Source organism: Mesorhizobium sp. M0052, assembly GCF_040323255.1.
GTDB lineage: Bacteria > Pseudomonadota > Alphaproteobacteria > Rhizobiales > Rhizobiaceae > Mesorhizobium.
This window is the reverse complement of record NZ_JAMYUS010000010.1, coordinates 1-23,497: the sequence shown is the minus strand read 5'-3', so window position 1 is coordinate 23,497 and position 23,497 is coordinate 1. Positions and strand designations below refer to the sequence as shown.

General features: G+C 63.9%; 26 protein-coding genes. 15 read left to right on the top strand and 11 right to left on the bottom strand.

The genetic code is table 11. The annotated features are described in order from the left end of the window. The first annotated feature begins 68 nt into the window (after nucleotides 1-68). Together NKJ77_RS15385 and sbmA are read left to right on the top strand one after the other, a co-directional pair. Nucleotides 69-1,226 (top strand): YbfB/YjiJ family MFS transporter, encoded by a 1,158-nt coding sequence (locus tag NKJ77_RS15385; RefSeq protein WP_352535411.1) that lies wholly within the window; start codon nucleotides 69-71, stop codon nucleotides 1,224-1,226. A gap of 120 nt (nucleotides 1,227-1,346) precedes the next feature. Then, nucleotides 1,347-2,609: a peptide antibiotic transporter SbmA gene (gene sbmA, locus NKJ77_RS15380; RefSeq protein ID WP_352535410.1), complete on the top strand. Its 1,263-nt coding sequence runs from the start codon at nucleotides 1,347-1,349 to the stop codon at nucleotides 2,607-2,609. Between the two features lie 19 nt (nucleotides 2,610-2,628). Here sbmA and NKJ77_RS15375 read toward each other — a convergent pair whose 3' ends face one another. Continuing rightward, nucleotides 2,629-3,633, bottom strand: coding sequence for a polysaccharide deacetylase family protein (locus NKJ77_RS15375; RefSeq protein ID WP_352535409.1), 1,005 nt, complete (start codon nucleotides 3,631-3,633; stop codon nucleotides 2,629-2,631). Nucleotides 3,634-3,826: 193 nt separating this feature from the next. Here NKJ77_RS15375 and NKJ77_RS15370 point away from each other — a divergent pair, with 193 nt between their 5' ends. Both NKJ77_RS15370 and der read left to right on the top strand, forming a co-directional pair. Continuing rightward, nucleotides 3,827-4,489 (top strand): tetratricopeptide repeat protein, encoded by a 663-nt coding sequence (locus NKJ77_RS15370; RefSeq protein ID WP_023729304.1) that lies wholly within the window; start codon nucleotides 3,827-3,829, stop codon nucleotides 4,487-4,489. 76 nt (nucleotides 4,490-4,565) lie between these two features. Further along, nucleotides 4,566-5,996 (top strand): ribosome biogenesis GTPase Der, encoded by a 1,431-nt coding sequence (gene der / locus NKJ77_RS15365; protein WP_023729305.1) that lies wholly within the window; start codon nucleotides 4,566-4,568, stop codon nucleotides 5,994-5,996. A gap of 233 nt (nucleotides 5,997-6,229) precedes the next feature. Here der and NKJ77_RS15360 read toward each other — a convergent pair whose 3' ends face one another. Further along, nucleotides 6,230-7,138, bottom strand: a complete 909-nt coding sequence (locus tag NKJ77_RS15360) for a LysR substrate-binding domain-containing protein (protein ID WP_023747567.1) — start codon at nucleotides 7,136-7,138, stop codon at nucleotides 6,230-6,232. Nucleotides 7,139-7,255: 117 nt separating this feature from the next. Between NKJ77_RS15360 and NKJ77_RS15355 the strand changes: the two genes are divergently transcribed. The 7 genes from NKJ77_RS15355 to NKJ77_RS15325 all read left to right on the top strand — a co-directional run bounded on the left by NKJ77_RS15355 (nucleotide 7,256) and on the right by NKJ77_RS15325 (nucleotide 12,837). After that, nucleotides 7,256-8,551 carry an MFS transporter gene (locus NKJ77_RS15355; RefSeq protein WP_352535408.1) on the top strand — a complete coding sequence of 432 codons (1,296 nt, stop codon included), beginning with the start codon at nucleotides 7,256-7,258 and terminating at the stop codon, nucleotides 8,549-8,551. Between the two features lie 136 nt (nucleotides 8,552-8,687). Then, a complete protein-coding gene (locus NKJ77_RS15350; protein WP_023729307.1) occupies nucleotides 8,688-9,872 on the top strand; it encodes a cell wall hydrolase in 1,185 nt (394 codons plus the stop codon). 265 nt (nucleotides 9,873-10,137) lie between these two features. Then, nucleotides 10,138-10,530 (top strand): AtpZ/AtpI family protein, encoded by a 393-nt coding sequence (locus NKJ77_RS15345; RefSeq protein WP_023668486.1) that lies wholly within the window; start codon nucleotides 10,138-10,140, stop codon nucleotides 10,528-10,530. A gap of 63 nt (nucleotides 10,531-10,593) precedes the next feature. Further along, a complete protein-coding gene (locus NKJ77_RS15340) occupies nucleotides 10,594-11,352 on the top strand; it encodes a F0F1 ATP synthase subunit A (RefSeq protein WP_023668485.1) in 759 nt (252 codons plus the stop codon). Nucleotides 11,353-11,418: 66 nt separating this feature from the next. Beyond that, on the top strand, nucleotides 11,419-11,643 hold the full coding sequence (locus tag NKJ77_RS15335; protein ID WP_006206606.1) for a F0F1 ATP synthase subunit C: 225 nt from the start codon (nucleotides 11,419-11,421) through the stop codon (nucleotides 11,641-11,643). 92 nt (nucleotides 11,644-11,735) lie between these two features. Further along, nucleotides 11,736-12,335, top strand: coding sequence for a F0F1 ATP synthase subunit B (locus NKJ77_RS15330; RefSeq protein WP_023684380.1), 600 nt, complete (start codon nucleotides 11,736-11,738; stop codon nucleotides 12,333-12,335). Between the two features lie 10 nt (nucleotides 12,336-12,345). Next, nucleotides 12,346-12,837 carry a F0F1 ATP synthase subunit B gene (locus tag NKJ77_RS15325; protein WP_023668483.1) on the top strand — a complete coding sequence of 164 codons (492 nt, stop codon included), beginning with the start codon at nucleotides 12,346-12,348 and terminating at the stop codon, nucleotides 12,835-12,837. 224 nt (nucleotides 12,838-13,061) lie between these two features. On the opposite strand, the gene rnhB is transcribed toward NKJ77_RS15325, so the two are convergent. Next, on the bottom strand, nucleotides 13,062-13,757 hold the full coding sequence (gene rnhB, locus NKJ77_RS15320) for a ribonuclease HII (protein WP_352535407.1): 696 nt from the start codon (nucleotides 13,755-13,757) through the stop codon (nucleotides 13,062-13,064). A 154-nt stretch (nucleotides 13,758-13,911) separates the two neighbouring features. After that, nucleotides 13,912-15,066, bottom strand: coding sequence for a PA0069 family radical SAM protein (locus NKJ77_RS15315; RefSeq protein WP_352535406.1), 1,155 nt, complete (start codon nucleotides 15,064-15,066; stop codon nucleotides 13,912-13,914). A gap of 150 nt (nucleotides 15,067-15,216) precedes the next feature. On the opposite strand from NKJ77_RS15315, the gene NKJ77_RS15310 reads away from it, so the two are divergent. Then, nucleotides 15,217-15,720 carry a glycosyltransferase gene (locus NKJ77_RS15310; RefSeq protein WP_023830306.1) on the top strand — a complete coding sequence of 168 codons (504 nt, stop codon included), beginning with the start codon at nucleotides 15,217-15,219 and terminating at the stop codon, nucleotides 15,718-15,720. A 253-nt stretch (nucleotides 15,721-15,973) separates the two neighbouring features. Beyond that, a complete protein-coding gene (locus NKJ77_RS15305; protein ID WP_023726392.1) occupies nucleotides 15,974-16,948 on the top strand; it encodes a hypothetical protein in 975 nt (324 codons plus the stop codon). Here the strand turns inward: NKJ77_RS15305 and NKJ77_RS15300 are convergent. The 7 genes from NKJ77_RS15300 to NKJ77_RS15270 form a co-directional block, all read right to left on the bottom strand. Further along, complete coding sequence (locus tag NKJ77_RS15300; protein ID WP_352535405.1) at nucleotides 16,938-17,369, bottom strand: GFA family protein; 432 nt, start codon at nucleotides 17,367-17,369, stop codon at nucleotides 16,938-16,940. The two genes, NKJ77_RS15305 and NKJ77_RS15300, sit on opposite strands and share 11 nt — an antisense overlap. A gap of 126 nt (nucleotides 17,370-17,495) precedes the next feature. Next, complete coding sequence (gene moaB, locus NKJ77_RS15295; protein WP_023696582.1) at nucleotides 17,496-18,050, bottom strand: molybdenum cofactor biosynthesis protein B; 555 nt, start codon at nucleotides 18,048-18,050, stop codon at nucleotides 17,496-17,498. Continuing rightward, complete coding sequence (locus tag NKJ77_RS15290; RefSeq protein WP_352535404.1) at nucleotides 18,037-18,930, bottom strand: 4-(cytidine 5'-diphospho)-2-C-methyl-D-erythritol kinase; 894 nt, start codon at nucleotides 18,928-18,930, stop codon at nucleotides 18,037-18,039. Before NKJ77_RS15290 ends, moaB begins: the two co-directional genes overlap by 14 nt. 26 nt (nucleotides 18,931-18,956) lie before the next feature. After that, nucleotides 18,957-19,142: a membrane protein gene (locus tag NKJ77_RS15285; protein WP_023668475.1), complete on the bottom strand. Its 186-nt coding sequence runs from the start codon at nucleotides 19,140-19,142 to the stop codon at nucleotides 18,957-18,959. Between the two features lie 72 nt (nucleotides 19,143-19,214). Continuing rightward, nucleotides 19,215-20,072 carry a S49 family peptidase gene (locus NKJ77_RS15280; RefSeq protein ID WP_023702057.1) on the bottom strand — a complete coding sequence of 286 codons (858 nt, stop codon included), beginning with the start codon at nucleotides 20,070-20,072 and terminating at the stop codon, nucleotides 19,215-19,217. Between the two features lie 120 nt (nucleotides 20,073-20,192). Continuing rightward, nucleotides 20,193-20,987 carry a tRNA1(Val) (adenine(37)-N6)-methyltransferase gene (locus tag NKJ77_RS15275; protein WP_031194587.1) on the bottom strand — a complete coding sequence of 265 codons (795 nt, stop codon included), beginning with the start codon at nucleotides 20,985-20,987 and terminating at the stop codon, nucleotides 20,193-20,195. Next, entirely contained in the window at nucleotides 20,987-21,211 is a 225-nt protein-coding gene (locus tag NKJ77_RS15270; RefSeq protein WP_023692106.1) for a putative signal transducing protein, read from the bottom strand. The genes NKJ77_RS15275 and NKJ77_RS15270 overlap by 1 nt, the downstream gene beginning before the upstream one ends. Nucleotides 21,212-21,432: 221 nt before the next feature. Here NKJ77_RS15270 and NKJ77_RS15265 point away from each other — a divergent pair, with 221 nt between their 5' ends. After that, nucleotides 21,433-22,449 carry a polyprenyl synthetase family protein gene (locus NKJ77_RS15265; RefSeq protein ID WP_023668471.1) on the top strand — a complete coding sequence of 339 codons (1,017 nt, stop codon included), beginning with the start codon at nucleotides 21,433-21,435 and terminating at the stop codon, nucleotides 22,447-22,449. 87 nt (nucleotides 22,450-22,536) lie between these two features. Beyond that, complete coding sequence (locus NKJ77_RS15260) at nucleotides 22,537-23,205, top strand: GntR family transcriptional regulator (RefSeq protein ID WP_023687112.1); 669 nt, start codon at nucleotides 22,537-22,539, stop codon at nucleotides 23,203-23,205. Nucleotides 23,206-23,497 lie beyond the last annotated feature (292 nt).

Here is a 23,497-nt window from a genome sequence, read left to right as displayed (position 1 = left end):
CCGCCGCCAAGTCTGGCCCAACGCAAGTGGATTGGTCTGATCGGTCCGCACCCTTATTGTGCGCTGCAATGAACGCCGCGCCATCACCCTCGCGCCTTGCTCTCGCCGGCATGATCGCCATGGCCGTTGCCATGGGCATTGGCCGCTTCGTCTACACCCCGATCCTGCCCGGCATGATGGAGGAACTGCATCTGTCGCCGGCCGATGCCGGCTGGATCGCTTCGGCCAACTATCTCGGCTACCTCGCCGGCGCGCTTGCGGCGGCCGGCGGCTGGGCGCATGGGCGCGAGCGGCTGCTGATGTTTGGCGGCCTTGCCGCCAGTGCTGCGCTCGCCGCCCTGATGGGACTGACCGAAACGATGACGGCCTTCATCCTCATCCGTTTCCTTGCCGGTCTCGCCAGCGCCTTCGTCATGGTGTTCATGGCCTCCATCGTCTTCGGTCACCTGGCAGCCGCCAACAGAAGCGACCTGCAGGCGCTGCATTTCGGCGGCGTCGGCCTCGGCATCGCGGCATCCTCAGCGCTGATGGCGGTTCTGGTCACCGAACATGCCGGCTGGGCTTCGGGCTGGCTGTGGTCGGCAGCGATTTCCGCCGGCGGCCTTGCGCTCGTCGCCCTGCTCGCCGGCGGCACCGCACCTGGCAGCGGCGTGGCCGACCGCGAACCGGCACTGCCGAGGGACCGGTCGTTGGCAAAAGTCATCCTTGCCTACGGCCTGTTCGGCTTCGGCTATGTGGTGACGGCGACTTTCCTCGTCGCCATCGTGCGCCAGGGCGGCGGCGGCCGCGTCTTCGAGGCAAGCGTCTGGATGGTCACCGGCCTTGCCGGCTTCCCCTCGGTCTGGCTGTGGCAGAAGGTAGCGGCACGGATCGGGCTTTATGCCGCCTATGCCTTGGGCTGCCTGGTGGAAGTGGTCGGCGTCACCGCCAGCGTCGCCATCGGCGCCGCCGCCGGGCCATTGCTCGCGGCAGTCCTGCTCGGCGGCACCTTCATCGCCATAACAGCACTCGGCCTGCAGACGGCAAGGCAGCTCGTGCCGCAGGCGCCGCGCCGCATCTTCGCTCTGATGACCGCGTCCTTCGGCATCGGCCAGATCGTCGGCCCTGTCGTCGCCGGCCTGCTGGCGCAGGCGTCGGGCAACTTCTTCCTCGCCTCGATCGTAGCTGCAGCCGTCTTGCTGGTTTCGGCAGGCATCACCTGGTCGGCCGCGCCAAAATCGCCATGATTGTGGTCTTGCTCGATGCCGGGCATTGGGCACGGCATTTGCTTTCCACCTAATATGTGACTTTATGCCCGCTGAACGGCAACCCCGCTGATTTGCGCACAGACCGAGGAATTCGCCACAGTGTTCGTATCCTTTTTTCCGAAGCCGAAGCTGTTTTTCATCTCGGCCGCCGTCTGGAGCCTGCTTCTCGTCATAGTTTGGTTTTGGGGTGGGGAGCATCTGGGTACGATGCTCGGCATGCCGCCACTTGATCCTCAGGCTCCGCCAATCATCAGCCCGTCGCGCTTTTTGACGCCATCATTCCTGTGGTTCTACACCTATTTCTTCGCCGGCATCATGATCTTTTATTTGTTCTGGGCATGGTATGCGCCGCATCGGTGGCAAAATTGGTCTATTCTTGGTTCAGCCTTGATCGTTTTTGTTGTCAATTTCATAGTCCAGATCAATGTCGCGTTGAACGATTGGCGTGGCATGTTTTACGACATGGTACAGAGAGCCTTGGCAACACCCGGTTCGGTCTCGCCCGCTGAATTATACCTGGGAGTTTGGCAGTTCCTAATGCTTGCCACAGTTTACATGTTTATCGCTGTTCTGAATTTATTTTTCGCAAAGCACTACATTTTTCGCTGGCGAACAGCAATGAACGATTACTTCACGTCTTACTGGCCCAGGCTGCGTCACCTTGAGGGTGCATCTCAACGCGTACAGGACGACACAATGCGCTTCTCGCGCACCATGGAAGACCTGGGCATTAACCTGGTCGATTCCGTCATGACCTTGATTGCGTTTCTCCCCGTTCTTGCCGCCCTCTCGGTGCATGTAAAGGAATTGCCCGTCGTAGGTGCAGTTCCGTATCCCCTTGTTACAGTGGCTATCTTGTGGGCGATCTTTGGCACATCCTTGTTGGCTATTGTAGGTATCAAACTGCCGGGCCTGGAATTTCGCAACCAGCGTGTCGAAGCTGCCCTTCGGAAGGAACTTGTTTTCGGCGAGGACGATCCAGATCGCGCCCAGCCGCCCGTGTTGGCGGAATTGTTCAGAAATGTGCGCCAGAATTACTTCAGATTATATGCGCACTACGTCTACTTTGACATGACGCGGTATCTATATCTTCAAACCGATAACATATTTCCTATGTTCATCCTCGTTCCGACGGTGGCTGCAGGTAAAATTACGTTAGGCATCTTCCAGCAGGTGGTGGCGGCCTTTTCACAAGTGACGAATTCATTTCAGTATCTGGTCAATTCATGGCCGACGATCGTGGAGTTGATCTCGATCTACAAACGTCTCCGTGCCTTCGAGGCGACGCTTGAAGGTGCACCATTGCCTGATATTGATCAGCGTTACCTTGAGCGCCAGGCACAAACGCCCGATCCGGCCTGACCAGGTGTCGGTTGGCGGCTCAGCCGCCCACCGAGGCCTGCCGTACAGCGCCGCGCTGCCGCTGCACATAATCGCGAAAACTGATGCACTCGACATCTGATTTGACGCAGTTTTCGCCGGCAAAGCGCTCCAGCGCGTCCCAGTAGGCGCCGTTGTTCATCGGCGTGAAGTGGAAGCTGAGCACCAGCGGGATGCGCTTGCCCTGATATTGCCTGTCGAAGGCGGCGCGGAACGCCTGGTACGTCCGCTCGGTGAAGTCTGCCGCCTGGCTTGGCCGCTCGAAGCCGCCGGAATGCCTGACATAGAGATTGTAGTCCATGGCGATCACCAGCCTACCATCAGGGCCTTCCGGGATCTGCGGCAGCGAAAAGCGGGTCAAGCCGCCGCCGGTCGGCGGCTCGACCGGGCCTTTCGAAACGCCGCTGGCATCATAGTGGTAGCCGGCTTCAGGCAGGGCCTCATAGAGCCCTTTGCTGGTCGAGAGGTACGGCGCGCGAAAGCCGACAACGGCATGGGCAATATCGCGCCATCCCTTGGGCTCGGGTTCAATACCGTTGATCGCATAGGCGTTTTCCAGAATGCGCTCGAACGAGGCGAATTCCTTCAGCCAGTCGGCCTTGCTCCAGTCCTTGCCGTCGAAATGGCCGCAGCCATGGCTGGCGATGTCGTGGCCTTCCGAAGCGGCGAGCCCGATCTGATCGAGCCGATCGGCGACGTCCTGCTTCGAAGCGGCAAAGCCGATGTTGGATTTGCCCGCGGACTTGGCCGGAGCTGTGTAGTCGGCCCGCGTCTGCGGCGACAGCAGGAAGACGCAGGACAAAAAGTAGGTGAAATGCGCGCCGGTGCGCTTGGCCAGCGCCCGGCTGCGCTGCCATTGCGAGATCTCCCGGGCGCTATCGAACGAGATGATGACGATTTGCTTCGGCTTTGCCGGGGCAGGCGGCGCCGGCGGGTCGGCGAAAGCCGCACCAGCCATGGCAAGCACGGCTGAGGAAAACGCAACAACGCGGGACAAACGTGGCATCGGCAATCTGGGCTTGATCTGGAGGCAGTCCAAGCCGGCTATCGGCAAAATGTGGCGTGGGTGCGATCAACGTCGGCAGCTATGCGCCCGGCGATTAGCCGATTTTCCTGCCGAGCCCCTTCCATGCCCGCGAAATTTCGCTAAAACGCGGGCTCAAGAAGCGCCCCTGTTAGGGCAGCAATGGTTTTGATTGATGTCCGACGACAGTTTTATCCGCGAAGTCAACGACGAGATCCGTCGCGAGCAGGCGCAGGCGCTATGGGACCGCTTTGGTCCGGCGATCCTTGGCCTCGCCATCCTGGTGGTGCTTGGCACCGCCGCCTTCGTCGGCTACCGCTATTGGGACGAGACGCGCGCCAACCGCTCCGGCGATGCCTTCTCGCAGGCGCTGAAGCTTGCCAATGACGGCAAGAGCGACGAGGCGCTGACCGCCCTCGAACAGCTGGAAAAGGACGGCTACGGCGCCTATCCGCTGCTCGCCCGCATGCGCGCGGCGACCGTCAAGGCCGACAAGGGCGACTTTGCCGCCGCCGTCGCCGATTTCGATGGCGTCGCCGCCGACAACGCCATTCCCCAGGGCATTCGCGACATGGCGCGCCTGCGGGCCGCCCTGCTGCTCGTCGATCACGGCTCCTTCGCCGACGTCTCCAGCCGCGTCGAGGCGCTGACCGCCGACAACAACACGCTGCGCCACACAGCGCGCGAAGCGCTCGGCCTTGCCGCCTGGAAGGAAGGCAAGACCCAGGATGCGCTGAAACTGTTCGACCAGATCGCCGCCGATGACGGCGCCCCGCGCAACGCGCGCCAGCGGGCGACGCTGATGTCGGAATTGATCCGCGGCTCGGGCGCGTCATGATACGCATCGCCCAAAGCCTGCCCTCGGGCCTGACCCAAGGGCGCGCTGCGGTTTGGGCGATGATATGGATAGCCGGATGAGCTTCAAAGTCGCCATTATCGGCCGGCCCAATGTCGGCAAATCGACGCTTTTCAACCGATTGGTGGGACGGAAGCTGGCGCTTGTCGACGACACGCCGGGCGTCACCCGCGACCGTCGCGTCCACGCGGCCAAACTCTACGATCTGCATTTCGATGTCATCGACACCGCCGGTTTCGAAGACGCCGCCGCCTCGACGTTGCCCGGCCGCATGCGCGCGCAGACCGAGATCGCGATCCGCGAAGCCGACCTGATCTTCTTCACCATCGACGCCAAATCAGGCCTTTTGCCCGACGACCGCACCTTTGCCGAGATCGTGCGCAAATCCGGCAAGCCGGTCGTGCTGGTCGCCAACAAGGCCGAGGCCAAGGGCGCCCAGGGCGGCATGCTGGAGGCCTGGGAACTCGGCCTCGGCGAGCCGATCCCGGTCTCGGCCGAGCACGGCCAGGGCATGCCCGATCTGCGCGACGCGGTGATCGAGGCGCTGGGCAAAGACCGCGCCTTCGGCGAGGAAGAAGACGAGGCCGAGGACGTCGCCGCCAGCGAGGTGCTGATCGGCGAGGACATCACCGATCCCGACGCCGAACCCGCCTATGACGACACCAAGCCGATGCGCATCGCCGTCGTCGGCCGGCCCAATGCCGGCAAGTCGACGCTGATCAACGCGTTGATCGGCGAGGAGCGGCTGCTGACCGGCCCGGAAGCCGGCATCACCCGCGATTCCATCTCCGTCGACTGGGACTGGCATGGCCGTCGCCTAAAACTGTTCGACACTGCCGGCATGCGCCGCAAGGCCAGGATCCACGAAAAGCTGGAAGTGATGTCGGTGCAGGACGGCCTGCGCGCCATCCGCTTTGCCGAGATCGTCATCATCGTGCTCGACGCCACCATCCCGTTCGAGAAGCAGGATCTGCAGATCGCCGATCTGATCATCCGCGAGGGCAGGGCGCCGGTCATCGCCTTCAACAAATGGGACCTGATCGACAATCCGCAGGAACTGCTGGCCGAGTTGCGCGAAAAGACCACACGGCTTTTGCCGCAGGTGCGCGGCATCCAGGCGGTGACCGTTTCGGCCGAGACCGGGCGCGGCCTCGACAAGCTGATGGATGCCGTCATCAAGACGCACAAGGTGTGGAACAGCCGCGTTTCCACCGGCAAGCTCAACCGCTGGCTGGAAAGCATTCTGGCGCATCACCCGCCGCCCGCCGTCGCCGGCCGCCGGCTCAAGGTCAAATATGTCACCCAGGCCAAGACCCGGCCGCCGGGTTTCGTCGTCCAGTGCTCGCGGCCCGACGCGATGCCGCAATCCTATGTCCGCTACCTCTCCAACAGCCTGCGCGAAGCCTTCGACATGCCCGGCGTGCCGATCAGGATAGCGCTGCGGACTTCGGACAATCCGTTCGCGGGGAGAGCGAACAAGCGCAAGTGAGCGATGACGGTTGCGGAATTCTCCGCAAGATTGGCGGGACAGCACCCCCCTCTGCCCTGCCGGGCATCTCCCCCGCAAGGGGGGAGATCAGTCGTTTCGTCTTTGGAGCCTCTCTTGCAACGTTGAAAATTGGCGAAAGCATTCGCGAGATCCAATCTCCCCCCTTGCGGGGGAGATGTCCGGCAGGACAGAGGGGGGTGTGACGGAACGCTACGCTGGACAGCCGCTTCCGTCTAAGCGACCTCTCTCAACCGCTCGTCCTGCGGCAGCGCCGCCACCGCCGCGTGCCACAATATATCCGCCAGCCGCGCCGCCACCGGGTCCAGTTCGGCGTCTTTCTGGTGCAGCACCAGCGCCATGGTCGGCAGCGCGGGTAAGCCCAGCGTTTGCGGCGCCATCGCCCTGACATTGGCCGGCAGGCCGATATCGGTGCGGATCGTCAGGCCGAGGCCGGCGGCGACCGCCGCCCAGATGCCGCCAAGGCTGGGGCTGGAGAAGGCCATCCGCCATGGCAGGCCGGCGCGGTCGAGCGTTTCCGTCGTCACTGTGCGCAGCAGGCATGGCGCTTCCAGCGCCACCAGCGGCAGTGCCTCGGCCTCGCGCAGCCTGGTCTCGATCAGCTTTGCCGGCCCGATCCAGCGCAACTGCGCGTCGCCGACATGCCGGCTGTAAGGCAGCGCCTGGCCGCTGTCCCAGGCCAGCGCAATGTCGAGATTGCCTGATGTGATCCGCTCGGCGAGTTCATAGCTGCGCCCGATCCGCGCCTCGATCTTGACCTTGGGGTGCGCGCGGGCGAAGCGTCCGAGCACCTCCGGCAGCACCGCCTCGCCGAAATCCTCCTGCAGGCCGAGCCTGACCCAGCCTTCCAACTCGACATCGTGGATGGCCGAGGCCGCCTCGTCGTTCAACTCGAGCAGCCGCCTGGCATAGCCGAGCATGGTTTCGCCGGCTTCCGTCAACGCCAGTCCGCGGCCCGACTTGCGGAAGATCGGCGTCGCCGCCTGGTCCTCCAGCTTCTTCAGTTGCGCGCTCACCGCCGAGGTCGAGCGTCCAAGCCGGTCGGCGGCCTTGGCGAAGCTGCCGAGTTCCATGCCGGTGACGAAGCTTCGGAGGACATCAAGGTCGAAGGTTACGCGGCGCATCACAACGATCCTGTTTTTCGGGAACAATTGTCAAAAACTTCCCGATATTCGGGATGAAGTTATGGCGGTAAAGACGAGGCGTCAAGGCCCTGAAAGGGCATCAACAGGAGTCCCGCCATGTCGATTGCCGATGCAAATTGTGAGCCAGGCCGGGTTGGCCGAGCCGCCGCCGTCACGTCGAAGGCTGAACGATTTCGCGCCAATCATCGCTGGAAGGTGCTTGGCATCGGCGTTGCCGCCAATGCCAGTTTCTCCGCCACCTTCGCCGGCATACCGGCGGCGGCGGTGTTTCTGCGGTCGGGCTATCACTTGAGCAATGGCAATCTCGGTCTGGTCCTCGGCCTCCTCGGACTGGGCGTCGCCTTGAGCGAACTGCCCTGGGGTCTGCTCACCGACCGCTGGGGCGATCGCGGCGTGCTATTGACCGGCCTTGGTGCGACCGCGGCGTGGCTCGCCCTGATGGCGTTGTTCATCGTGCCCTCAGTGACCTATGTGCCTGGCGTCGCAATGCTGGCCGCATGCCTTCTGGTCGCCGGCCTGCTCGGCGGCAGCGTCAACGGTTCCAGCGGCCGCGCCATCATGGCCTGGTTCCATGAAGGCGAACGTGGCTTTGCCATGAGCATCAGGCAGACCGCGGTGCCGCTCGGCGGCGGGCTCGGCGCGCTGGTCCTGCCGTCGCTGGCATCGGTGCACGGTTTCGCGGCGGTCTTCGGGCTGCTGGCCGCCATGAACGCCGTCTCTGCGCTGTTTGCCTGGCGATGGCTGCACCAGCCGCCGGAACTGGACAATGCCGGCAGCATGGCCGTGGCAAAGTCGGGCGGTCCGGCGCCGCTGCGCAATGTCGAGGTCTGGCGCATCGCCACCGCCATCGGCCTGCTCTGCTTTCCGCAAGTGGCGGTGCTCACCTTCGCCTCCGTCTTCCTGCACGATTTCGCCGGCATGGCCACGCTCACGATCAGCGCCAGCCTTGCCGCGGTGCAGACCGGCGCCATGGTGATGCGCGTCTGGAGCGGCCGCTACACCGACCGCCACGGCAACCGCCGCTCATTCCTGCGGCTCTGCAGCGTGACGAGCGCGTTTGGCTTCGCGGCCGTCGGCCTGCTGGTCCTGGCGGCAGGAGCCACGCCAGACGCCCATGCCGCGTTGATCCCGGCGATCGCCGTGCTGCTGGTCGTTGCCGGCATTTCGGTCTCCGCCTGGCATGGCGTCGCCTACACCGAACTCGCCACGCTTGCCGGCGCCAGCCGCGCCGGAACCGCGCTCGGTCTTGCCAACAGCTTCGTCTTCATCGCCTTCTTCGTGGTGCCGACCGCCATTCCGGCTTTGCTGCTCATCTGGTCGTGGCCTGGCGTCTGGCTGGTGGGCGCGCTCTGCGCCTTGATTGCATGGCCAATTTTCCTGCGGCCGAACTGACGGGTTGCCGGTCGGCAAACGGCGTCCCATTTCGGGCCGCTTCGGAAAAACACGATCAACCGCGTTAACCCCGCATCAAGGTTAATGCTTCACTTTGGCTCTCCAGTGGCTCAGTGGCGTTTCTGGAGAGTTCCCCGTGCATCGACGTGTCCTGAAGCGGCTGGCCGCCGCCGCCGGTGAGAAAAAACGTTCCTTCGTATCGCCATTGGTCATCGGGCTCGGCATCTGGATCGGCTTTCCAACTGTCGTCGCCTACCAGGACATGGGCAGCTTGATTTCCGGCCTCGAAGCCTCGGGCACCCGCTGGAACTCTTATGTCGAGCGCTCCGTCGCCGGCTCGGTTCATGCCGCCGAAATGCCTTTCATCGATTCCGTCACCACCGGTTCGCTCTCGGGTTCGGGCGTGCGCCTGCTCGGCGTCGGCAAGGTCTCGTTTCGCGGCAAGGGCAATGTCGCCGGCATCACGCCCGACGAGGACCGCATCATGCGCGCCGACAAGAAGGGCCGCATCATCCAGGTCTCGCCGGTGGCGCCGCCGAAGAACTTCAATGCCGGCTCGATCTTTCAGCGCACGTCCTCGCTGCTGCGGCCGAGCATGGACAGCGGCCTGAAGCTCGCCTTCGCCAAGCCCGGCATCAAGGGCAAGGAAATCCAGATCGCCCAGGCCTTCCACACCAACGTGGACAAGAAGCCCGATCCCGGCGTGCCGGCCATGCTTGCCGCGTTGGTCAACAATGACAGACCGGACGTGCTGGCCACCGCCTATGCCCAGGCCGAACCCGATTACGCCAAGGCCTCACCCTTCGAAGCGCTGCTGCAGGACGAGGAGCCGAGCAGCGGGCGCTTCATTCCGCCGATGGCCAAGGGTGACCACTCGTGGATCCAGAACCCGCTGCCGGCCAGCGTCTTCTCCACGAAGGAGCAGGCCTGCCTCGCCAACGGCATCTATTTCGAGGCGCGCGGCGAATCCGTGCGCGGCCAGGCCGCCGTCGCGCAGGTCATTCTCAACCGCGTCCGCAATCCGGCCTATCCGAACTCGATTTGCGGCGTCGTCTACCAGAACGACAACTGGCTGAACCGCTGCCAGTTCTCCTTCGCCTGCGACGGCCGCAAGAAGCGCATCGAGAGCCCCGCCCATTACAAGACCGCGCAGGACGTCGCGATGGCGGTCACCGCCGGCAAGATATTCATTCCCGAAGTCGGCTCATCGACCCACTACTACGCCAACTACGTCCATCCGGGCTGGGCGCGCACGATGCAGAAGATGACCAAGATCGGCCTGCATATCTTCTACCGCACCTATGGCGGCGGCTGGAGCTGAGCCCTTCGGCTTGCCTGTCGCAAACGAACCGCAAAGGCCCTGGAAGCCGAAATCGGACAGCGGTCGCCGGACGGATTTGGGGCATGTGCCGACCCGATAGTGCCGGGCACGATGTCGCACCTCGCCAAGTAATTGATTCCAATAGAAAAAATACATGGCTTTGAAGTCCCGCCCGTGGCTTGACGGGCGCAAACCCTCTAACTATGTTGCCGGCGACTTTAGAAGCGGACGGACGGTGACGGTCTGACCGGGCAGGGGGGTTACGATGGCCGACAAGAACGGGCCAGACGGAACCGGAGAAACCGGCCGCGGCAGCAAGCACGAGGCCGACATCCGCGACGAAGATCTCGAACGCCGCCGGCGTGAGCTTGGAGCATCGCTTGCGACAAGACGGCCGGATCAGCTCGAGGGGAATGACGGCGCGAAAGCGACGGCCGGATATGGCCAGGCGCTCAAGCTGTCCAGCGAGTTCATCGCCGGGATAGTGGTGGGTGTGGGCCTTGGCTGGTTTCTGGATCGTGTGGCGGGAACCTCGCCATGGGGTCTGGTCGTCGGCTTGTTGCTGGGCTTTGGCGCCGGCGTGCTCAATGTCCTGCGTTCGTCAGGTGTTGTGGCGGAATTCGGAAAAAGCGAGAAGTCGCACGATCCGAAAGAATGAAATGGCGCCGCCAACGGCGCACAAGGACACTTAAGGCCGTTCGCGGCTTTGACGGGGATGTAAATGGCTGCTGACAAGGTCGATCCGATCCACCAGTTCCATATCGTCAAGCTGATTCCGATCAACATCGGAGGCTATGACCTGTCCTTCACCAATTCGTCCCTGTTCATGGTCGCGACCGTCCTCGTCGCATCGGCGTTTCTGTACCTCTCGACCTCGAGCCGCAGCCTTGTTCCCGGGCGCCTGCAGTCGGTTTCGGAAATGGGCTACGAGTTCGTCTCCAACATGCTGCGCGACGCCGCCGGAACGCAGGGCATGAAGTTCTTCCCCTTCGTGTTCTCGTTGTTCATGTTCGTACTGGTCGCCAACCTGCTTGGCCTTTTCCCGTACTTCTTCACCGTCACCAGCCACATCATCGTCACCTTCGGCCTCGCAGCCCTGGTGATCGGAACCGTCGTTGTCTACGGCTTCACGAAGCACGGTCTGGGTTTCCTCAAGCTCTTCGTGCCGCATGGCGTTCCGGTGTTCCTGCTGCCACTGGTGGTGCTGATCGAAGTGATCTCCTTCGTGTCGCGCCCGGTCAGCCTCTCGGTTCGTCTGTTCGCCAACATGCTGGCCGGCCACATCACACTGAAGGTGTTTTCGGGCTTCGTCGTCAGCCTGAGCGCGCTCGGCGCCGTCGGCGTTGCCGGTTCGGTGTTGCCGCTGGCCATGGCAGTCGCGCTGACCGCGCTGGAATTGCTGGTCGCTTTCCTGCAGGCCTACGTCTTTGCGGTGCTGACCTGCATGTATCTGAACGACGCCCTGCATCCCGGGCACTGACCTAGAATTTCCGGCATCTTTCGCCGGATGGAATTGCAACGAATTACAGATCCAAAGGAGTTTAAAATGGACGCAGAAGCAGCAAAGTACATCGGCGCCGGTATCGCTTGCCTGGGCATGGGCGGCGCGGGCATTGGCCTCGGCAACATCTTCGGCAGCTACCTGGCGGGCGCCCTGCGCAATCCGTCGGCCGCCGATGGCCAGTTCGGCCGCCTGATTTTCGGCTTCGCCGTGACCGAAGCTCTGGGCATTTTCTCGCTTCTCATCGCGCTTCTCGCCCTGTTCGGCTGAGCCCCTGTTCGGCCAATTATTGGTCGGACGAGCATTGGGAAGAATTGGCTGGCCGCATTCCTGCGGCCATGCCTGATATCAGGGGATAGTCCATGTTCGTGACATCTGCGTTTGCGCAAGAGTCCGCACCCGCCGCTGAAGGCGCCCATACCGGTACGGAAGGCGACACGCATTCCGGCACCGGCGTGCCTGCCGAGGCGCACGGCACGTTCCCGCCATTCGATCCGGCGACGTTTCCGTCCCAGCTTCTGTGGCTGGCGATCACGTTCGGGCTGTTCTATTTGTTCCTGAAGAAGGTGGTGATGCCGCGCCTTGGCGGCATCATCGACGTCCGCAGCGATCGCATCACGCAGGACCTCGACCAGGCCGCCAAGCTGAAGGGCGAGGCGGACGCCGCCGTTGCCGCTTACGAGCAGGAACTGGCGGAAGCCAAGGCCAAGGCCAACGCGATCGGCCAGCAGGCCAACGACGCTGCCAAGGCTGAAGCCGAGGCTGCCCGCAAGAAGGTCGAGGCCGCCCTCGACAAGAAGCTCGGCGAGGCGGAGGCCAGCATTGCTTCCATCAAGGCCAACGCCATGAAGGAAGTCGGCACGATTGCCGAGGACACCGCTTCAGCCATCGTCGATGCGCTTGTCGGCGGCAAGACCAGCAAGGCCGAGATCTCGGCTGCGGTCAAATCCGTGGCCCGGTGAGGAGCACATTATGGACGCCACATCTCTCGCAACGCTCTGGGCAACGGTTGCCCTCGTCATTTTCCTCGGCGTTGCCGTTTACATCAAGGTGCCGGGCCTGATCGCCAAGTCGCTCGACGCCCGCGCGACCAAGATCAGCGACGAGCTTGCGGAAGCCCGCCGGTTGCGCGAAGAGGCCCAGCAACTGCTCGGCCAATACCAGAAGAAGCGCAAGGAAGCCGAGCAGGAGGCCGCAGCCATCGTCGCTGCCGCCAAGCGCGAAGCCGACATGCTTGCCGCCGAGGCGCACAAGAAGACCGAAGACTATGTCACCCGCCGCACCGCGCTTGCCGAGCAGAAGATCGGCCAGGCCGAGCGCGAAGCCGTCGCCGAAGTGCGCGCCAGCGCCGTCGACATCGCTGTCGAGGCGGCCCGCACGCTGCTTGCCGGCAAGATCGACGCCAAGGCCGGCGCCGACCTGTTCAAGTCCGCGCTGCAGGACGTGAAGGCCAGGCTGAACTGAGCGGCGTTAACTCGCTGACATCAAGCCGCCCGGGCAACCTGGCGGCCTTTTTGTTGAGCGCGGACAATCTGCCCCCTTGAGGGGGAGATGTCGCCAAAGGCGACAGAGGGGGTCGGTGCGACCGGGCGCGACGCTCTTTCTGCGGCCAGTAAGGGCTAGCGCTTCACGCGCGGCGACCCCCTCTGGCCTGCCGGCCATCTCCCCCTCAAGGGAGGAGATTACCATTACTCCAACCCGACAAACCCTTCTTCTTCCACCACCTCAACCCCACCCAGCCTGAACGGCGCGAATGATGCCCGGTGCAGCCTTGCCACCGGCCCATGCGCTTCGATCGCGGTGCGGTGCCGCACGGTGGCGTAGCCCATATGGACCTCGAACCCGTAGCGCTCGTGATGGCTGCCGCAGCCGCACATCATGCGGTCGCGCATCACCTTGGCGACGATCGAGGCGGCGGCGATCGATTGCGAGCGCTGGTCGCCCTTGATCAGCGCGCGGCCTTCGCAGAGGAGGCCCGGCGGCACATCGCGGCCATCGGCCAGCGCCAGCTTCGCCTGGATCGGCAGGCCGGCAAGGGCGCGGCGCATGGCTTCCAGGCTGGCCTTGAGGATGTTGCTGCCGTCAATGCCTTCGGCGCTGACCGAGGCCATCGACACGCCGAGCGCTGACCCCAGGATTTTCAGGAACAGCGCCTCGCGCTGCAAATGGTTGAGCCGTTTGGAATCGTCGAGCCCGTCGGGAATGTTGGCGGGATCGAGGATCACGGCCGCCGCCACCACCGGCCCGGCCAGCGGACCGCGGCCGGCCTCGTCCATGCCTGCCACCGGCCACAGGCCTTCCGCCATCGCCTTCGTCTCGAAGGAGAAGTCGGGCTTTTCGACGATTTCGAAAAGAAGCGGAGAATCGGAACGTGCGCGAGCCATGTTGCGGCGAGGTTCGCATCGGCTCCGATTCTCCGCAAGTCCCTCCAAGGTCGAGTGGGGCAAGACCGGGAGGGCACCGTCTGCAGGCCGGGGGACAGGCCGGACGGGATTCTTGGGTCGCCTGACAGCCACGAGGGCAGGGCAGGCGCTACTCTCAGAGCAGCATCAGCTGCTCGGTCGCCTTGGCGGCGGCGACAAACTGGTCGGTTCGGAGCGTGCGCCGCTCGGCGTTGAGGCCGAGCCGCTTGGCCGTGATCTCGAAGCGCCGGCCGATCTGCCAGGCATAGGGGCCGGCGCCTTTCATCCGCTTGCCCCATTCCGAATCATAGTCCTTGCCGTCGCGCATCGAACGGATCAGCGACATCACGTGCCGGTAGCGGTCGGGATAATGGCGCAGCAGCCAGTCCTTGAAGATCGGCGCCACCTCGAGCGGCAGGCGCAGGATGACATAGCCGGCCTCGCGGGCGCCTGCGGCGCGTGCCGAATCGAGGATGCGCTCCATCTCCTGGTCGGTCAGGCCGGGAATGATCGGCGCCACCATGACAGAGGCCGGGATGCCGGCATCGGAAAGCTGCCGGATCGCCTCAAGCCGCTTGGTCGGCGTCGACGCGCGTGGCTCCATGGTGCGCGCCAGCATGCGGTCCATCGTCGTCACCGACAGCGCCACCTTGGCCAAGCCCCGTTCGGCCATGCGCGACAAGATGTCGATGTCGCGCGTCACCAGATGGGATTTGGTGACGATGCCGACCGGATGGCCGCGCGCCTCCAGCACTTCGAGGATATCGCGCATGATCCGGTATTGTTTCTCGATCGGCTGGTAGGGATCGGTGTTGGTGCCGATCGCGATGGTGCGCGGCTGATAGCCATCCTTCGACAGTTCCTTGTCGAGCAGCCGCGCCGCATCCGGCTTGGCAAACAGCTTCGCTTCGAAATCCAGCCCCGGCGACAGGCCCATGAAGGAATGCGTCGGCCGGGCGAAACAATAGACGCAGCCATGCTCGCAGCCGCGATAGGGGTTGATCGAGCGGTCGAAGGAAATGTCGGGCGATTCGTTGCGGGTGATGATGGTGCGCGGCTTCTCGACCTGCACTTCGGTCTTGAACGGCGGCAATTCCTCCAGCGAATTCCAGCCGTCGTCGAACACATGCCGGCTGACCGGCTCGAACCGGCCGGACGGGTTGATGCCAGCGGAACGGCCGCGGTTGCGATCCGGACGGACGCGCATGCCGCTCTGTTCGATCATCGCATTGGCCATCTCGGCTCGCCCTGCTCCGAAAGCAGCAATGTCCGCACGCACGATATGTTCCATTTTGGCCCTTTCCCAAGGACTGTCGGCTGGCTGTCGAATCGCTCTGTTCATGAAAATAATCCTATTTCGCTGATGAGAACAAAGCAAGAACTTTTTAGTTGGACCATGCAAAACTGGCGCTGCGCCGGGCTTTCCGCTATTCGGCTAAAAATGCTCAGCGTTCTCATCGAAACCCGGGATGACGAAGAAGGCCTTGCCCGCACGCTCGCCTCATTGATCGGCGGCGCGGTCGAGGGCGTGGTACGCGATGTCATCGTCTGCGACACCGGCTCGACCGACCAGACGCATCGGGTTGCCGATCATGCCGGCTGCCATTTCGTCGCCGGCGGCATCGGCGCGGGAATCAGGCAGGCGAAGGGTGACTGGCTGCTGTTTCTCGAGCCGGGCGCAAGGCTGGCCGACGGCTGGATCGACGACGTCGTCGCTCACACGGCGCGGCAAACCATGCCGGCGCGCTTTTCCCGTGCGCGCGGCAGCCGCACGCCGTTCCTGTCACGGGTGTTTTCGGGCAACCGGGCGCTGGCCGAAGGGCTGGTCATCAGCAAGCGCCAGGCCGCTGCCCTGTCGAAGAACGCGCACAGCGCCGAAGCCCTTGCGCGCGGTCTCGCCACCAGGCGGCTCGACGCCGAAATCTGGCTGGCGCCGAAGAAGTGATGTTTCTCCCTTCTCCCCGTTCCCAGGGAGAAGGGTGCCCGAAGGGCGGATGAGGGGCAGCGTCGGCGTCCCCCCGGAATTGACACTGTCCGCTGCGCCGTCCGGCTTTTTCGCCGCAAAAACCTATTGTGCATTGCACAAAAGCTGACGCGGGATTAGCATTCCGTTGATGCGGGATATCGGGTTTGGGTAGTGCCGGAGCGGTAAGCAAGCGCCGCGTCGTCGTTGCTGCCGTTCATATCTGAGGACCCCGATGAACCTTTCGTCCCCTGACAAATCCGGCGCCCCCAGTCTGGAGGCCATTGCCCGCAACGGCAGCCTGCTCCGCCGCATCGCGGTGCGTATCCCGACCTATCTGTCCGACCTGCGCGAAAATCCCGCATGGCTGCCGATGTTCGTGCTTGCCCGCACCATGCCGGCGCGCAAACTGCACTGGCTTGGCGCCAAAGCCGCGCGCCCCGCGCAGAGTGCCGGAGCGACGATGTTCAGGGGCGTCGACCTCAAGTCGATCGTCGCGGCGCTGCGCGCCGATGGCCTGTTCTCCGGACTGGTCCTTCCGCAGGCAATCCACGAAGAGATCGCCAGCTTTGCTCAGAGCACGCCGTGCTTCGGCAATTTCGACCGCCGGCTCGAATTCATGCCCGGAGAACACGCAGAAGCCGAGAAGCGGTTCGGCCGCTCTTTGCTCAGCGGACACTATTTCGAGCGCATCCTCGGCTGCAAGGCGGCACTCGCCATCCAGAACGACCCGCTGCTGCTCGACATCGCCCAGCACTATCTGGGCGGGCAGGCAAAGCTGATCACCACGCGTGTCTGGTGGAGCTTTCCGACCGGCGAGGCTTCCGACGCCGACAAGAACCTTGCCTCGCTCGGCAAATATCATTTCGATCTCGACGACTGGCGGATGCTGAAATTCTTCTTCTATCTCAAGCCCTGCGATGCCGGCACCGGCCCGCATGTCTATGTCAAAGGCAGCCACAACAGGCGCAGCCTCAAGCACCAGTTGACGCTGCTGGTCGGCCATCCGGCGCAAGACGTGCTCAAGGTCTATGGCGACGACAGCCCGGTCACGCTGACCGGCGAGGCCGGCCTCGGCTTCGTCGAGGACCCGTTCGGCTTCCACATGGGCACCGTGCCGTCCACCACGCCACGGCTGATGATGGAGGTCGGCTTCGGCGTCTCGCCGCCCTCGCGCCGCCGCTTCCACGGCGAACCGGTCATCCGCTGAGGCCGGAGCGGATCTCGACCGGCATCCAGCGCGCTTGCCGCCGGGCAATGCGACCCTCTTTGTTCTCGGCATCATAGTCCATTGGGACCGGCTCGCGGTTGAACCGCGGCCGGTCATCCAGCGCATTGACGATGACGATCGCTCTCGGTTCGCCGTCGGTGGTCACAGCAGCGACATAGACGCCGCAGTCCCGGCAGATGAGATAATCGGCGGTGCGCAATCCGAACCGGTATCGGTGCAGCCGCGCCTCGTCCTCGACCGCGACGATCAATCGGCCCTGCGGATCGGCGGCGGCGCGTGAGCCATGCCGGACGCAGAAGGCGCACTGGCAGGCGCGGATCTCCATCTCGGCCGGCTCCATTCCCGTTTCGAACGTCAGGTGGATGTTGCCGCAATGGCAGCCGCCGCGGTGCGCGCTCATTGGATCTCTTCCGTCTTGACTTGGCGACAGACTATCCGCCCGACGACCCGGAGGAAATGACCTCTCGAAGGCGCAGCCGCCATTCTGCCTGACAAAGGCAGCACTTGGCCGGCACTTTGCCTTGGTTTACGAGGCGGCCTTGCCGCGCCGCAAATGCTCGTCCAGGCGCGGCATGATCTCGACGAAGTTGCAGGGCATGTGGCGGTAGTCGAGCTGCGGTTTCAGGATGCCGTCCCAGGCGTCCCTGCAGGCGCCGGGCGAGCCCGGCAGCACGAAGACGAAGGTGGCGTTGACGACGCCGCCCGTCGCCCGACTCTGCACTGTCGAGGTGCCGATCTTGTCGTAGGAAATGCGGTGGAACACTTCGGAAAAGCCATCCATGCGCTTCTCGAAGATCGGCTCCAGCGCCTCCGGCGTCACGTCGCGGCCGGTAAAACCGGTGCCGCCGGTGGTGATGACGACATCGATGTCTTCGTCGCGCGACCAGCCCAGCACCTTGTCGCGGATTTTCTCCCGGTCGTCGGTGACGATGTCGCGCGCGGCCAGGACATGGCCGGCCTCGGCGATGCGATCAGCCAGCGTCTGGCCGGATTTGTCGTCGGCAAGGCTGCGCGTATCGGACACCGTCAGCACCGCGATGCGCACCGGGATGAACGGGCGGCTTTCGTCAATTTTGGTCATCGGCCCCCTCTGAAGCGATGCTTCGTGTCGCGGCGACAAACCACTCCGGTTCGCGGCTGCGGATCTCGGCGGCGGCGCGCTTGGCGACATTGCCGGTCTCGAACAGCCCGAAGCATGTCGCGCCGGATCCCGACATGCGCGAGAATCCAGATCCGGCCCTGTTCAGCAGGGAAAGCGCTCTGCCGATGGGCGGCTGTATTGCTTGCGCCGGTTCCTCAAGATCGTTGCGGGTGATCTCCAGCCAATTGCGGACGCCGTGGAAATCGAAACCGCGCGGCAGCGGCGGCAGTCCTTCATTGTCGCGTTTTTCAAGTGCATTGAACACATCGGGCGTGGAGACGGCGACGCCGGGATTGACCAGCACCAAGGCCAGCGCAGGAAAATCCGCAATTGGCGACAGCTCATCGCCGACGCCACGCGCAACCAGCGGTTTTGCCGCAAGACACATCGGCACGTCGGCGCCGAGCGTGAGACCGATCCGGCTCAGTTCGGCCTCACCGATGTCGAGACCCCATGTCCTGATAAGACCGTGCAGAACGGCGGCCGCGTCGCTCGATCCGCCGCCGACGCCGGATGCGATCGGCAGGTTCTTTTCCAGCCGGATGGCAACCGGCGGCGTGCTCTGCTGGCCGGCCGGCCTGCGCAGCGCCTCGCGCGCCTTCACCACCAGATTGCTGTCGTCGATCGGCACGGAAGTCGCGTAACGGCCCGATACGGAGAACCGGTCGGCGTCGGCAGGCTCGATCTCGACCCTGTCGCCGAAGCGGGTGAAAACGACCAGGCTCTCGAGCAGATGGTAGCCGTCGGCGCGCTTGCCGGTGACGTGCAGCGCCAGATTTATCTTGGCGGGCGCAAGCCACGTCCGGGCTGCGGCATCCAAACTGTCGGCTGCTGACGGGATGATGCTCAGTCCTTGGCCAGGCGGTATTCGCCGGTCTTGGGATCCTGGACCAGCGTGCCGTTGGTGCCGTTGGCTGCCTGCTTTTCGGTGCGCCGCACCTTGGCGGTCACACGTTCGGCCTCGCGGACGAAGGTGCGGTAGCCGAAATAAGCGGCTGCGCCGACAACTGCGAAGAAAATGATCTGTGGCATTTCAAAGCTCCTCCCTCGCAAGGCGGCAAGGCAGACTGTCAAGCCCTCATGCTAGACTCTTTCCCTGCTTTTTCAAAGCCCGAAGCGAGCCCACAATGCGCGCTCTTCCGCCGCATCGATCACGCCGCTTGCGGCGGCGGCGGCAATATCGGGCGCTGAAAAGTTCGAGCCGAACAGGCCGATGCGGCCAAACAGGCCACGCGGCGCGGTGACCAGCCTGAGCTGGGTTTTCGCGCCGAAGCGGGTTTTCAGTACCGTGCGCATGTCGCTCAACGCATCGACGAGGCCAAGCTCCAGCCCTTTCTTGCCGGTCCAGAACAGGCCGGTGAACAGGTCCGGATCGTCCTTCAGCTTGGTGCCACGGCGTTCCCTGACCAGGTCGATGAAGGTCTCGTGCACTTCCAGCTGCAGCGCCTTCAGGCGCTCGACGTCTTCCCTCTTCTCCGGCTTGAACGGGTCGAGCACCGCCTTGTTCTGGCCGGCGGTGTGGACACGGCGCTCGACACCGATCTTCTTCATCAACTCGGGAAAGCCGAACGAGGCCGAGACGACACCAATCGAACCGACGATGGAGGACGGATCGGCAAAGATCTCGTCGCCGGCGACCGCGATCATGTAGCCGCCCGAGGCCGCCACATCCTCGACGAAGACCAGCACCTTCTTGTTCTTCTCGACCGCGAGGTCGCGGATGCGCTTGAAGATCAGCCGCGACTGCACCGGCGAGCCGCCAGGCGAATTGATCGAAATGGCGACGGCGGGCGCATCGAACAGGAACGCCTTTTCGATGAGGGCGGCGGTGGACGCCAAGGAGAGGCTCGGCCGGAACGGGCCGCCGCCGGCCATGATGGTGCCATGCAGCCTGATGACGGGAATGGTGACGACGCTGGATCGCCAGGATTTCGGCAGCAGGCGGTTGAAAAGGCGGTTCACGAGGTGGCTGTCTCCAAATGGCTTCAACGCATGTAGGGATTTGCCGGTCAACGGCAATGCTGCAATCCATCTCAGCCAACTGTGTGCCGGTTTTGCGGCAACGACACTGACGGGCCCAAATCAATCGCCAAACAGCGACGCCAGTCCGTTGTTGATCATCTCGGTTCGTTCCGACGGGCCGTCGCCCGTTTGCCCATGCAGCATCAAAGGCGGGCGGATAGACAGCTTGCCGCGCGCGCCGAGCGCTGCCCTGACGACAATGCGGATTGCGGCTGCTTCCGGGCGCGGATGCACGGCCAGCATCTCGGCGTCGCCGAAGCGGCCCGACAGCGCATGGAGGAGGTCGCCAAGCTGTTCCGGCCGCGCAATGACGGCCAGGCCCCCGCGCGGCTTGGCGACGGCAGCCGCACTTCGGATCCAGCTCTCGAACAGCCCGTCGTCCATGACATGCGCTTGCCGCCGCAGCGGATCTGGCGTGGCGCGGTCCTGCGCCGCGTTGAAGGGCGGGTTCATGATGACGAAATCGAAGGAATTGTCGGCAAGGCCGGCTTGCGTCCGCGCCCGGCCCGACAGCGTGACGTCGGTGGTCAGCACCGAGGCGCGATTGCCGAGATGCGCATTGCCGGGATGGGCGAGCGTGGTTGTGGCGAAGCCTGCCATCTCGGCCGACCGTTCGACGAGCACGACCTGCGCCTCTGGGCAGCGCGACAGCACGGCAAGACCCGCCGCACCGGCGCCGGCGCCGAAATCGGCGAGGCGTCCAGCAAAGCCGGATGGAACTGCTGCCGCCAGCATCATGGCATCCATCCCGGCGCGATGCCCTGTCCTGGGCTGGACCAGCCAGAAGCGGCCGCGATGAAAGGCATCGACCGTATGGGCCGGCGTATCGCTGGTAAGCGCGCTCGCTTCAGCCATTATGTCTGGCGGATTTCGTTCTCGATGCCGGCGTCTTTCAAGATGCGCCGCGCCTGATCGGCCTGGTCGGCATCGACCATCACGCGCTTCTGCAAAAGACCGATCGACCCTTCGAGAATGCTCATGTTCTGGTCGGCGACGAAGCAGGCGATCCCGGCATCGCGCATCAGCGATTCGACGAAGGAGATGATCACGGCATCGTTGGTGCGCACGAGTTCTATCATCGGACGAAGTTCGCAGGTTGCAGCGTTGATGTAAACGCCGGAGCATGGCGCCGAAAAGTGTGGAGCGGTTTTCGGGCAACGGCATGCGGTCGCTAAGGTTGACACGCCGTCACCGCAGCCGCGCCAATTCGCCTCTTGCCGTGCCCGTATGTGCCGCCCTAGAGTCCCAGGCGGGACCAGGGTGCCGTCGCACGCGTGATCAAAGACGGGAGTGTTTGTTGGTGGGTGTCGTTCTCAACATCGAAAACGGGAAGCGGGAACCCGCCTCCATCAAGGATCTCATCGACCTGACAGCCGCCGATATGGGGCGCGTCAACAAACTGATCCTGTCCAAGGCCGGCTCCGACGTCGAGATGATCCCGGAGGTCGCCAATCATCTGATCTCGTCGGGCGGCAAAAGGCTGCGTCCCATGCTGACGCTCGCGGCGGCCCAGATGTTCGGCTATTCCGGCGAGGGCCACGTCAAGCTCGCCACCGCGGTCGAGTTCATGCACACCGCCACGCTGCTCCATGACGATGTCGTCGACGAGAGCGGCATGCGGCGCGGCAAGAAGACCGCCCGCATGATCTGGGGCAACCAGGCGAGCGTGCTGGTCGGCGATTTCCTGCTCGGCCAGGCTTTTCGCATGATGGTCGATGTCGGTTCGCTGGAAGCGCTCGACATCCTGTCCAGCGCCGCCTCGATCATCGCCGAGGGCGAGGTGATGCAGCTGGCGGCAGCCAAGAACCTGGATACCACCGAGGACGAGCATTTCGCCGTCATCAAGGCCAAGACCGCGGCGCTGTTCTCGGCTGCCGCCGAGGTCGGCCCGGTCATCGCATCGGCGACGCGCAACGATCGCGCCGCATTGCGCTCCTACGGCATGAATCTCGGCCTTGCCTTCCAGCTCATCGACGATGCGCTGGATTATGGCGGCTCCAGCCAGGAGCTGGGCAAGAATGTCGGCGACGATTTCCGCGAAGGCAAGGTTACGCTGCCGGTCATCCTCGCCTACCGGCGCGGCACCAAGGCCGAGCGCACCTTCTGGAAGCGCGCCATCGAGGACAATGTCACCGACGATGCCGGCCTGGAAAAGGCGATCGGCCTGATGACCCGCCATGGCGCCATTGCCGACACCATCGGACGGGCCCGCCATTTCGGCGAGATCGCCCGCGACGCGCTGGCGCCGCTGGAGGCGACGCCGCAGAAATCGGCGCTGATCGACGTCATCGACTTCTGCATCAGCCGGGTGAACTGACACGCGCCTGGCGCCAAAGCAAGTTTGCATGCAAAATCGGGCAATCACCGCTCGACAATCGGCAGCAGTGCAAATTATCTATAAAACATGGCAAAGACCGCAGACGACACCATCGCCGTGCGCATCAGCAAGGTGCTGGCGGATCGCATCATATCGGGCGCGATCGAACCCGGCGCCCGGCTGCGGCAGGATCACATCGCCGAGGAATTCCAGACCAGCCATGTCCCGGTGCGCGAAGCCTTCCGGCGCCTGGAGGCGCAAGGGCTGGCGGTCAGTGAGCCCAGGCGGGGCGTGCGCGTCGCCGCTTTCGATCTCGGCGAGGTAAGGGAAGTCGCCGAGATGCGGGCAGCCCTCGAAGTGCTGGCGCTGCGCCATGCCGCGCCGCATCTGACGGCTTCCATTCTCAATCTTGCCGAAGAAGCCACAAAGGCCGGCGACAAATCCCGCGATGTCCGATCTTGGGAGGAGGCCAACCGCACCTTCCACCGGCTGATCCTGGCGCCCTGCGGCATGCCGCGGCTCATCGCCACCATCGACGATTTGCACGCCGCAAGCGCCCGCTTCCTGTTCGCCGCCTGGCGCTCGGAATGGGAAATCCGCACCGACCAGGATCATCGCGCGATCCTGAGCGCGCTGCGGCAGGGCAATACCGAATCGGCCGCCGCCACGCTTGGCCGGCACGTGCAGTGGATCGGCCAGAAACCGGTCAAGACCGCGTCGGGCAAGATGCGCGAAGCGTTTGCCATCGTCGGGTAGGGACGAAGGGACAGTCGTCGGATTCCGCGCGTAGCGATCCTTCACACCCCCTCTGTCCTGCCGGACATCTCCCCCGCAAGGGGGGAGATCAACAGCTTTGCTGTTGCGTTAGTCCTGCAACGTCGGCATTGGCGAAAGCAGAGGCGGGTTGTGTGCGTCAAGTTCTGCAAAATGGGCGATCATGATGCTGGTCATGCGGCTTGGCGCAGAGCGAGCTTCTTGTGCTCGCGCAGATCATCCATGTTGATATAGCGGTTGGCCTCCATCCAGTTTTCGTTGGTTTCGACGGCCA

Coding starts and splice junctions, on each gene's coding strand:
- NKJ77_RS15385 (WP_352535411.1), top strand. CDS start 69: ATGAACGCCGCGCCATCACCCTCGCGCCTTGCTCTCGCCGGCATGATC.
- NKJ77_RS15375 (WP_352535409.1), bottom strand. CDS start 3,633: ATGCCACGTTTGTCCCGCGTTGTTGCGTTTTCCTCAGCCGTGCTTGCC.
- NKJ77_RS15370 (WP_023729304.1), top strand. CDS start 3,827: ATGTCCGACGACAGTTTTATCCGCGAAGTCAACGACGAGATCCGTCGC.
- der (WP_023729305.1), top strand. CDS start 4,566: ATGAGCTTCAAAGTCGCCATTATCGGCCGGCCCAATGTCGGCAAATCG.
- NKJ77_RS15360 (WP_023747567.1), bottom strand. CDS start 7,138: ATGCGCCGCGTAACCTTCGACCTTGATGTCCTCCGAAGCTTCGTCACC.
- NKJ77_RS15355 (WP_352535408.1), top strand. CDS start 7,256: ATGTCGATTGCCGATGCAAATTGTGAGCCAGGCCGGGTTGGCCGAGCC.
- NKJ77_RS15345 (WP_023668486.1), top strand. CDS start 10,138: ATGGCCGACAAGAACGGGCCAGACGGAACCGGAGAAACCGGCCGCGGC.
- NKJ77_RS15340 (WP_023668485.1), top strand. CDS start 10,594: ATGGCTGCTGACAAGGTCGATCCGATCCACCAGTTCCATATCGTCAAG.
- NKJ77_RS15335 (WP_006206606.1), top strand. CDS start 11,419: ATGGACGCAGAAGCAGCAAAGTACATCGGCGCCGGTATCGCTTGCCTG.
- NKJ77_RS15330 (WP_023684380.1), top strand. CDS start 11,736: ATGTTCGTGACATCTGCGTTTGCGCAAGAGTCCGCACCCGCCGCTGAA.
- NKJ77_RS15325 (WP_023668483.1), top strand. CDS start 12,346: ATGGACGCCACATCTCTCGCAACGCTCTGGGCAACGGTTGCCCTCGTC.
- rnhB (WP_352535407.1), bottom strand. CDS start 13,757: ATGGCTCGCGCACGTTCCGATTCTCCGCTTCTTTTCGAAATCGTCGAA.
- NKJ77_RS15315 (WP_352535406.1), bottom strand. CDS start 15,066: ATGGAACATATCGTGCGTGCGGACATTGCTGCTTTCGGAGCAGGGCGA.
- NKJ77_RS15310 (WP_023830306.1), top strand. CDS start 15,217: ATGCTCAGCGTTCTCATCGAAACCCGGGATGACGAAGAAGGCCTTGCC.
- NKJ77_RS15305 (WP_023726392.1), top strand. CDS start 15,974: ATGAACCTTTCGTCCCCTGACAAATCCGGCGCCCCCAGTCTGGAGGCC.
- NKJ77_RS15300 (WP_352535405.1), bottom strand. CDS start 17,369: ATGAGCGCGCACCGCGGCGGCTGCCATTGCGGCAACATCCACCTGACG.
- moaB (WP_023696582.1), bottom strand. CDS start 18,050: ATGACCAAAATTGACGAAAGCCGCCCGTTCATCCCGGTGCGCATCGCG.
- NKJ77_RS15285 (WP_023668475.1), bottom strand. CDS start 19,142: ATGCCACAGATCATTTTCTTCGCAGTTGTCGGCGCAGCCGCTTATTTC.
- NKJ77_RS15275 (WP_031194587.1), bottom strand. CDS start 20,987: ATGGCTGAAGCGAGCGCGCTTACCAGCGATACGCCGGCCCATACGGTC.
- NKJ77_RS15270 (WP_023692106.1), bottom strand. CDS start 21,211: ATGATAGAACTCGTGCGCACCAACGATGCCGTGATCATCTCCTTCGTC.
- NKJ77_RS15260 (WP_023687112.1), top strand. CDS start 22,537: ATGGCAAAGACCGCAGACGACACCATCGCCGTGCGCATCAGCAAGGTG.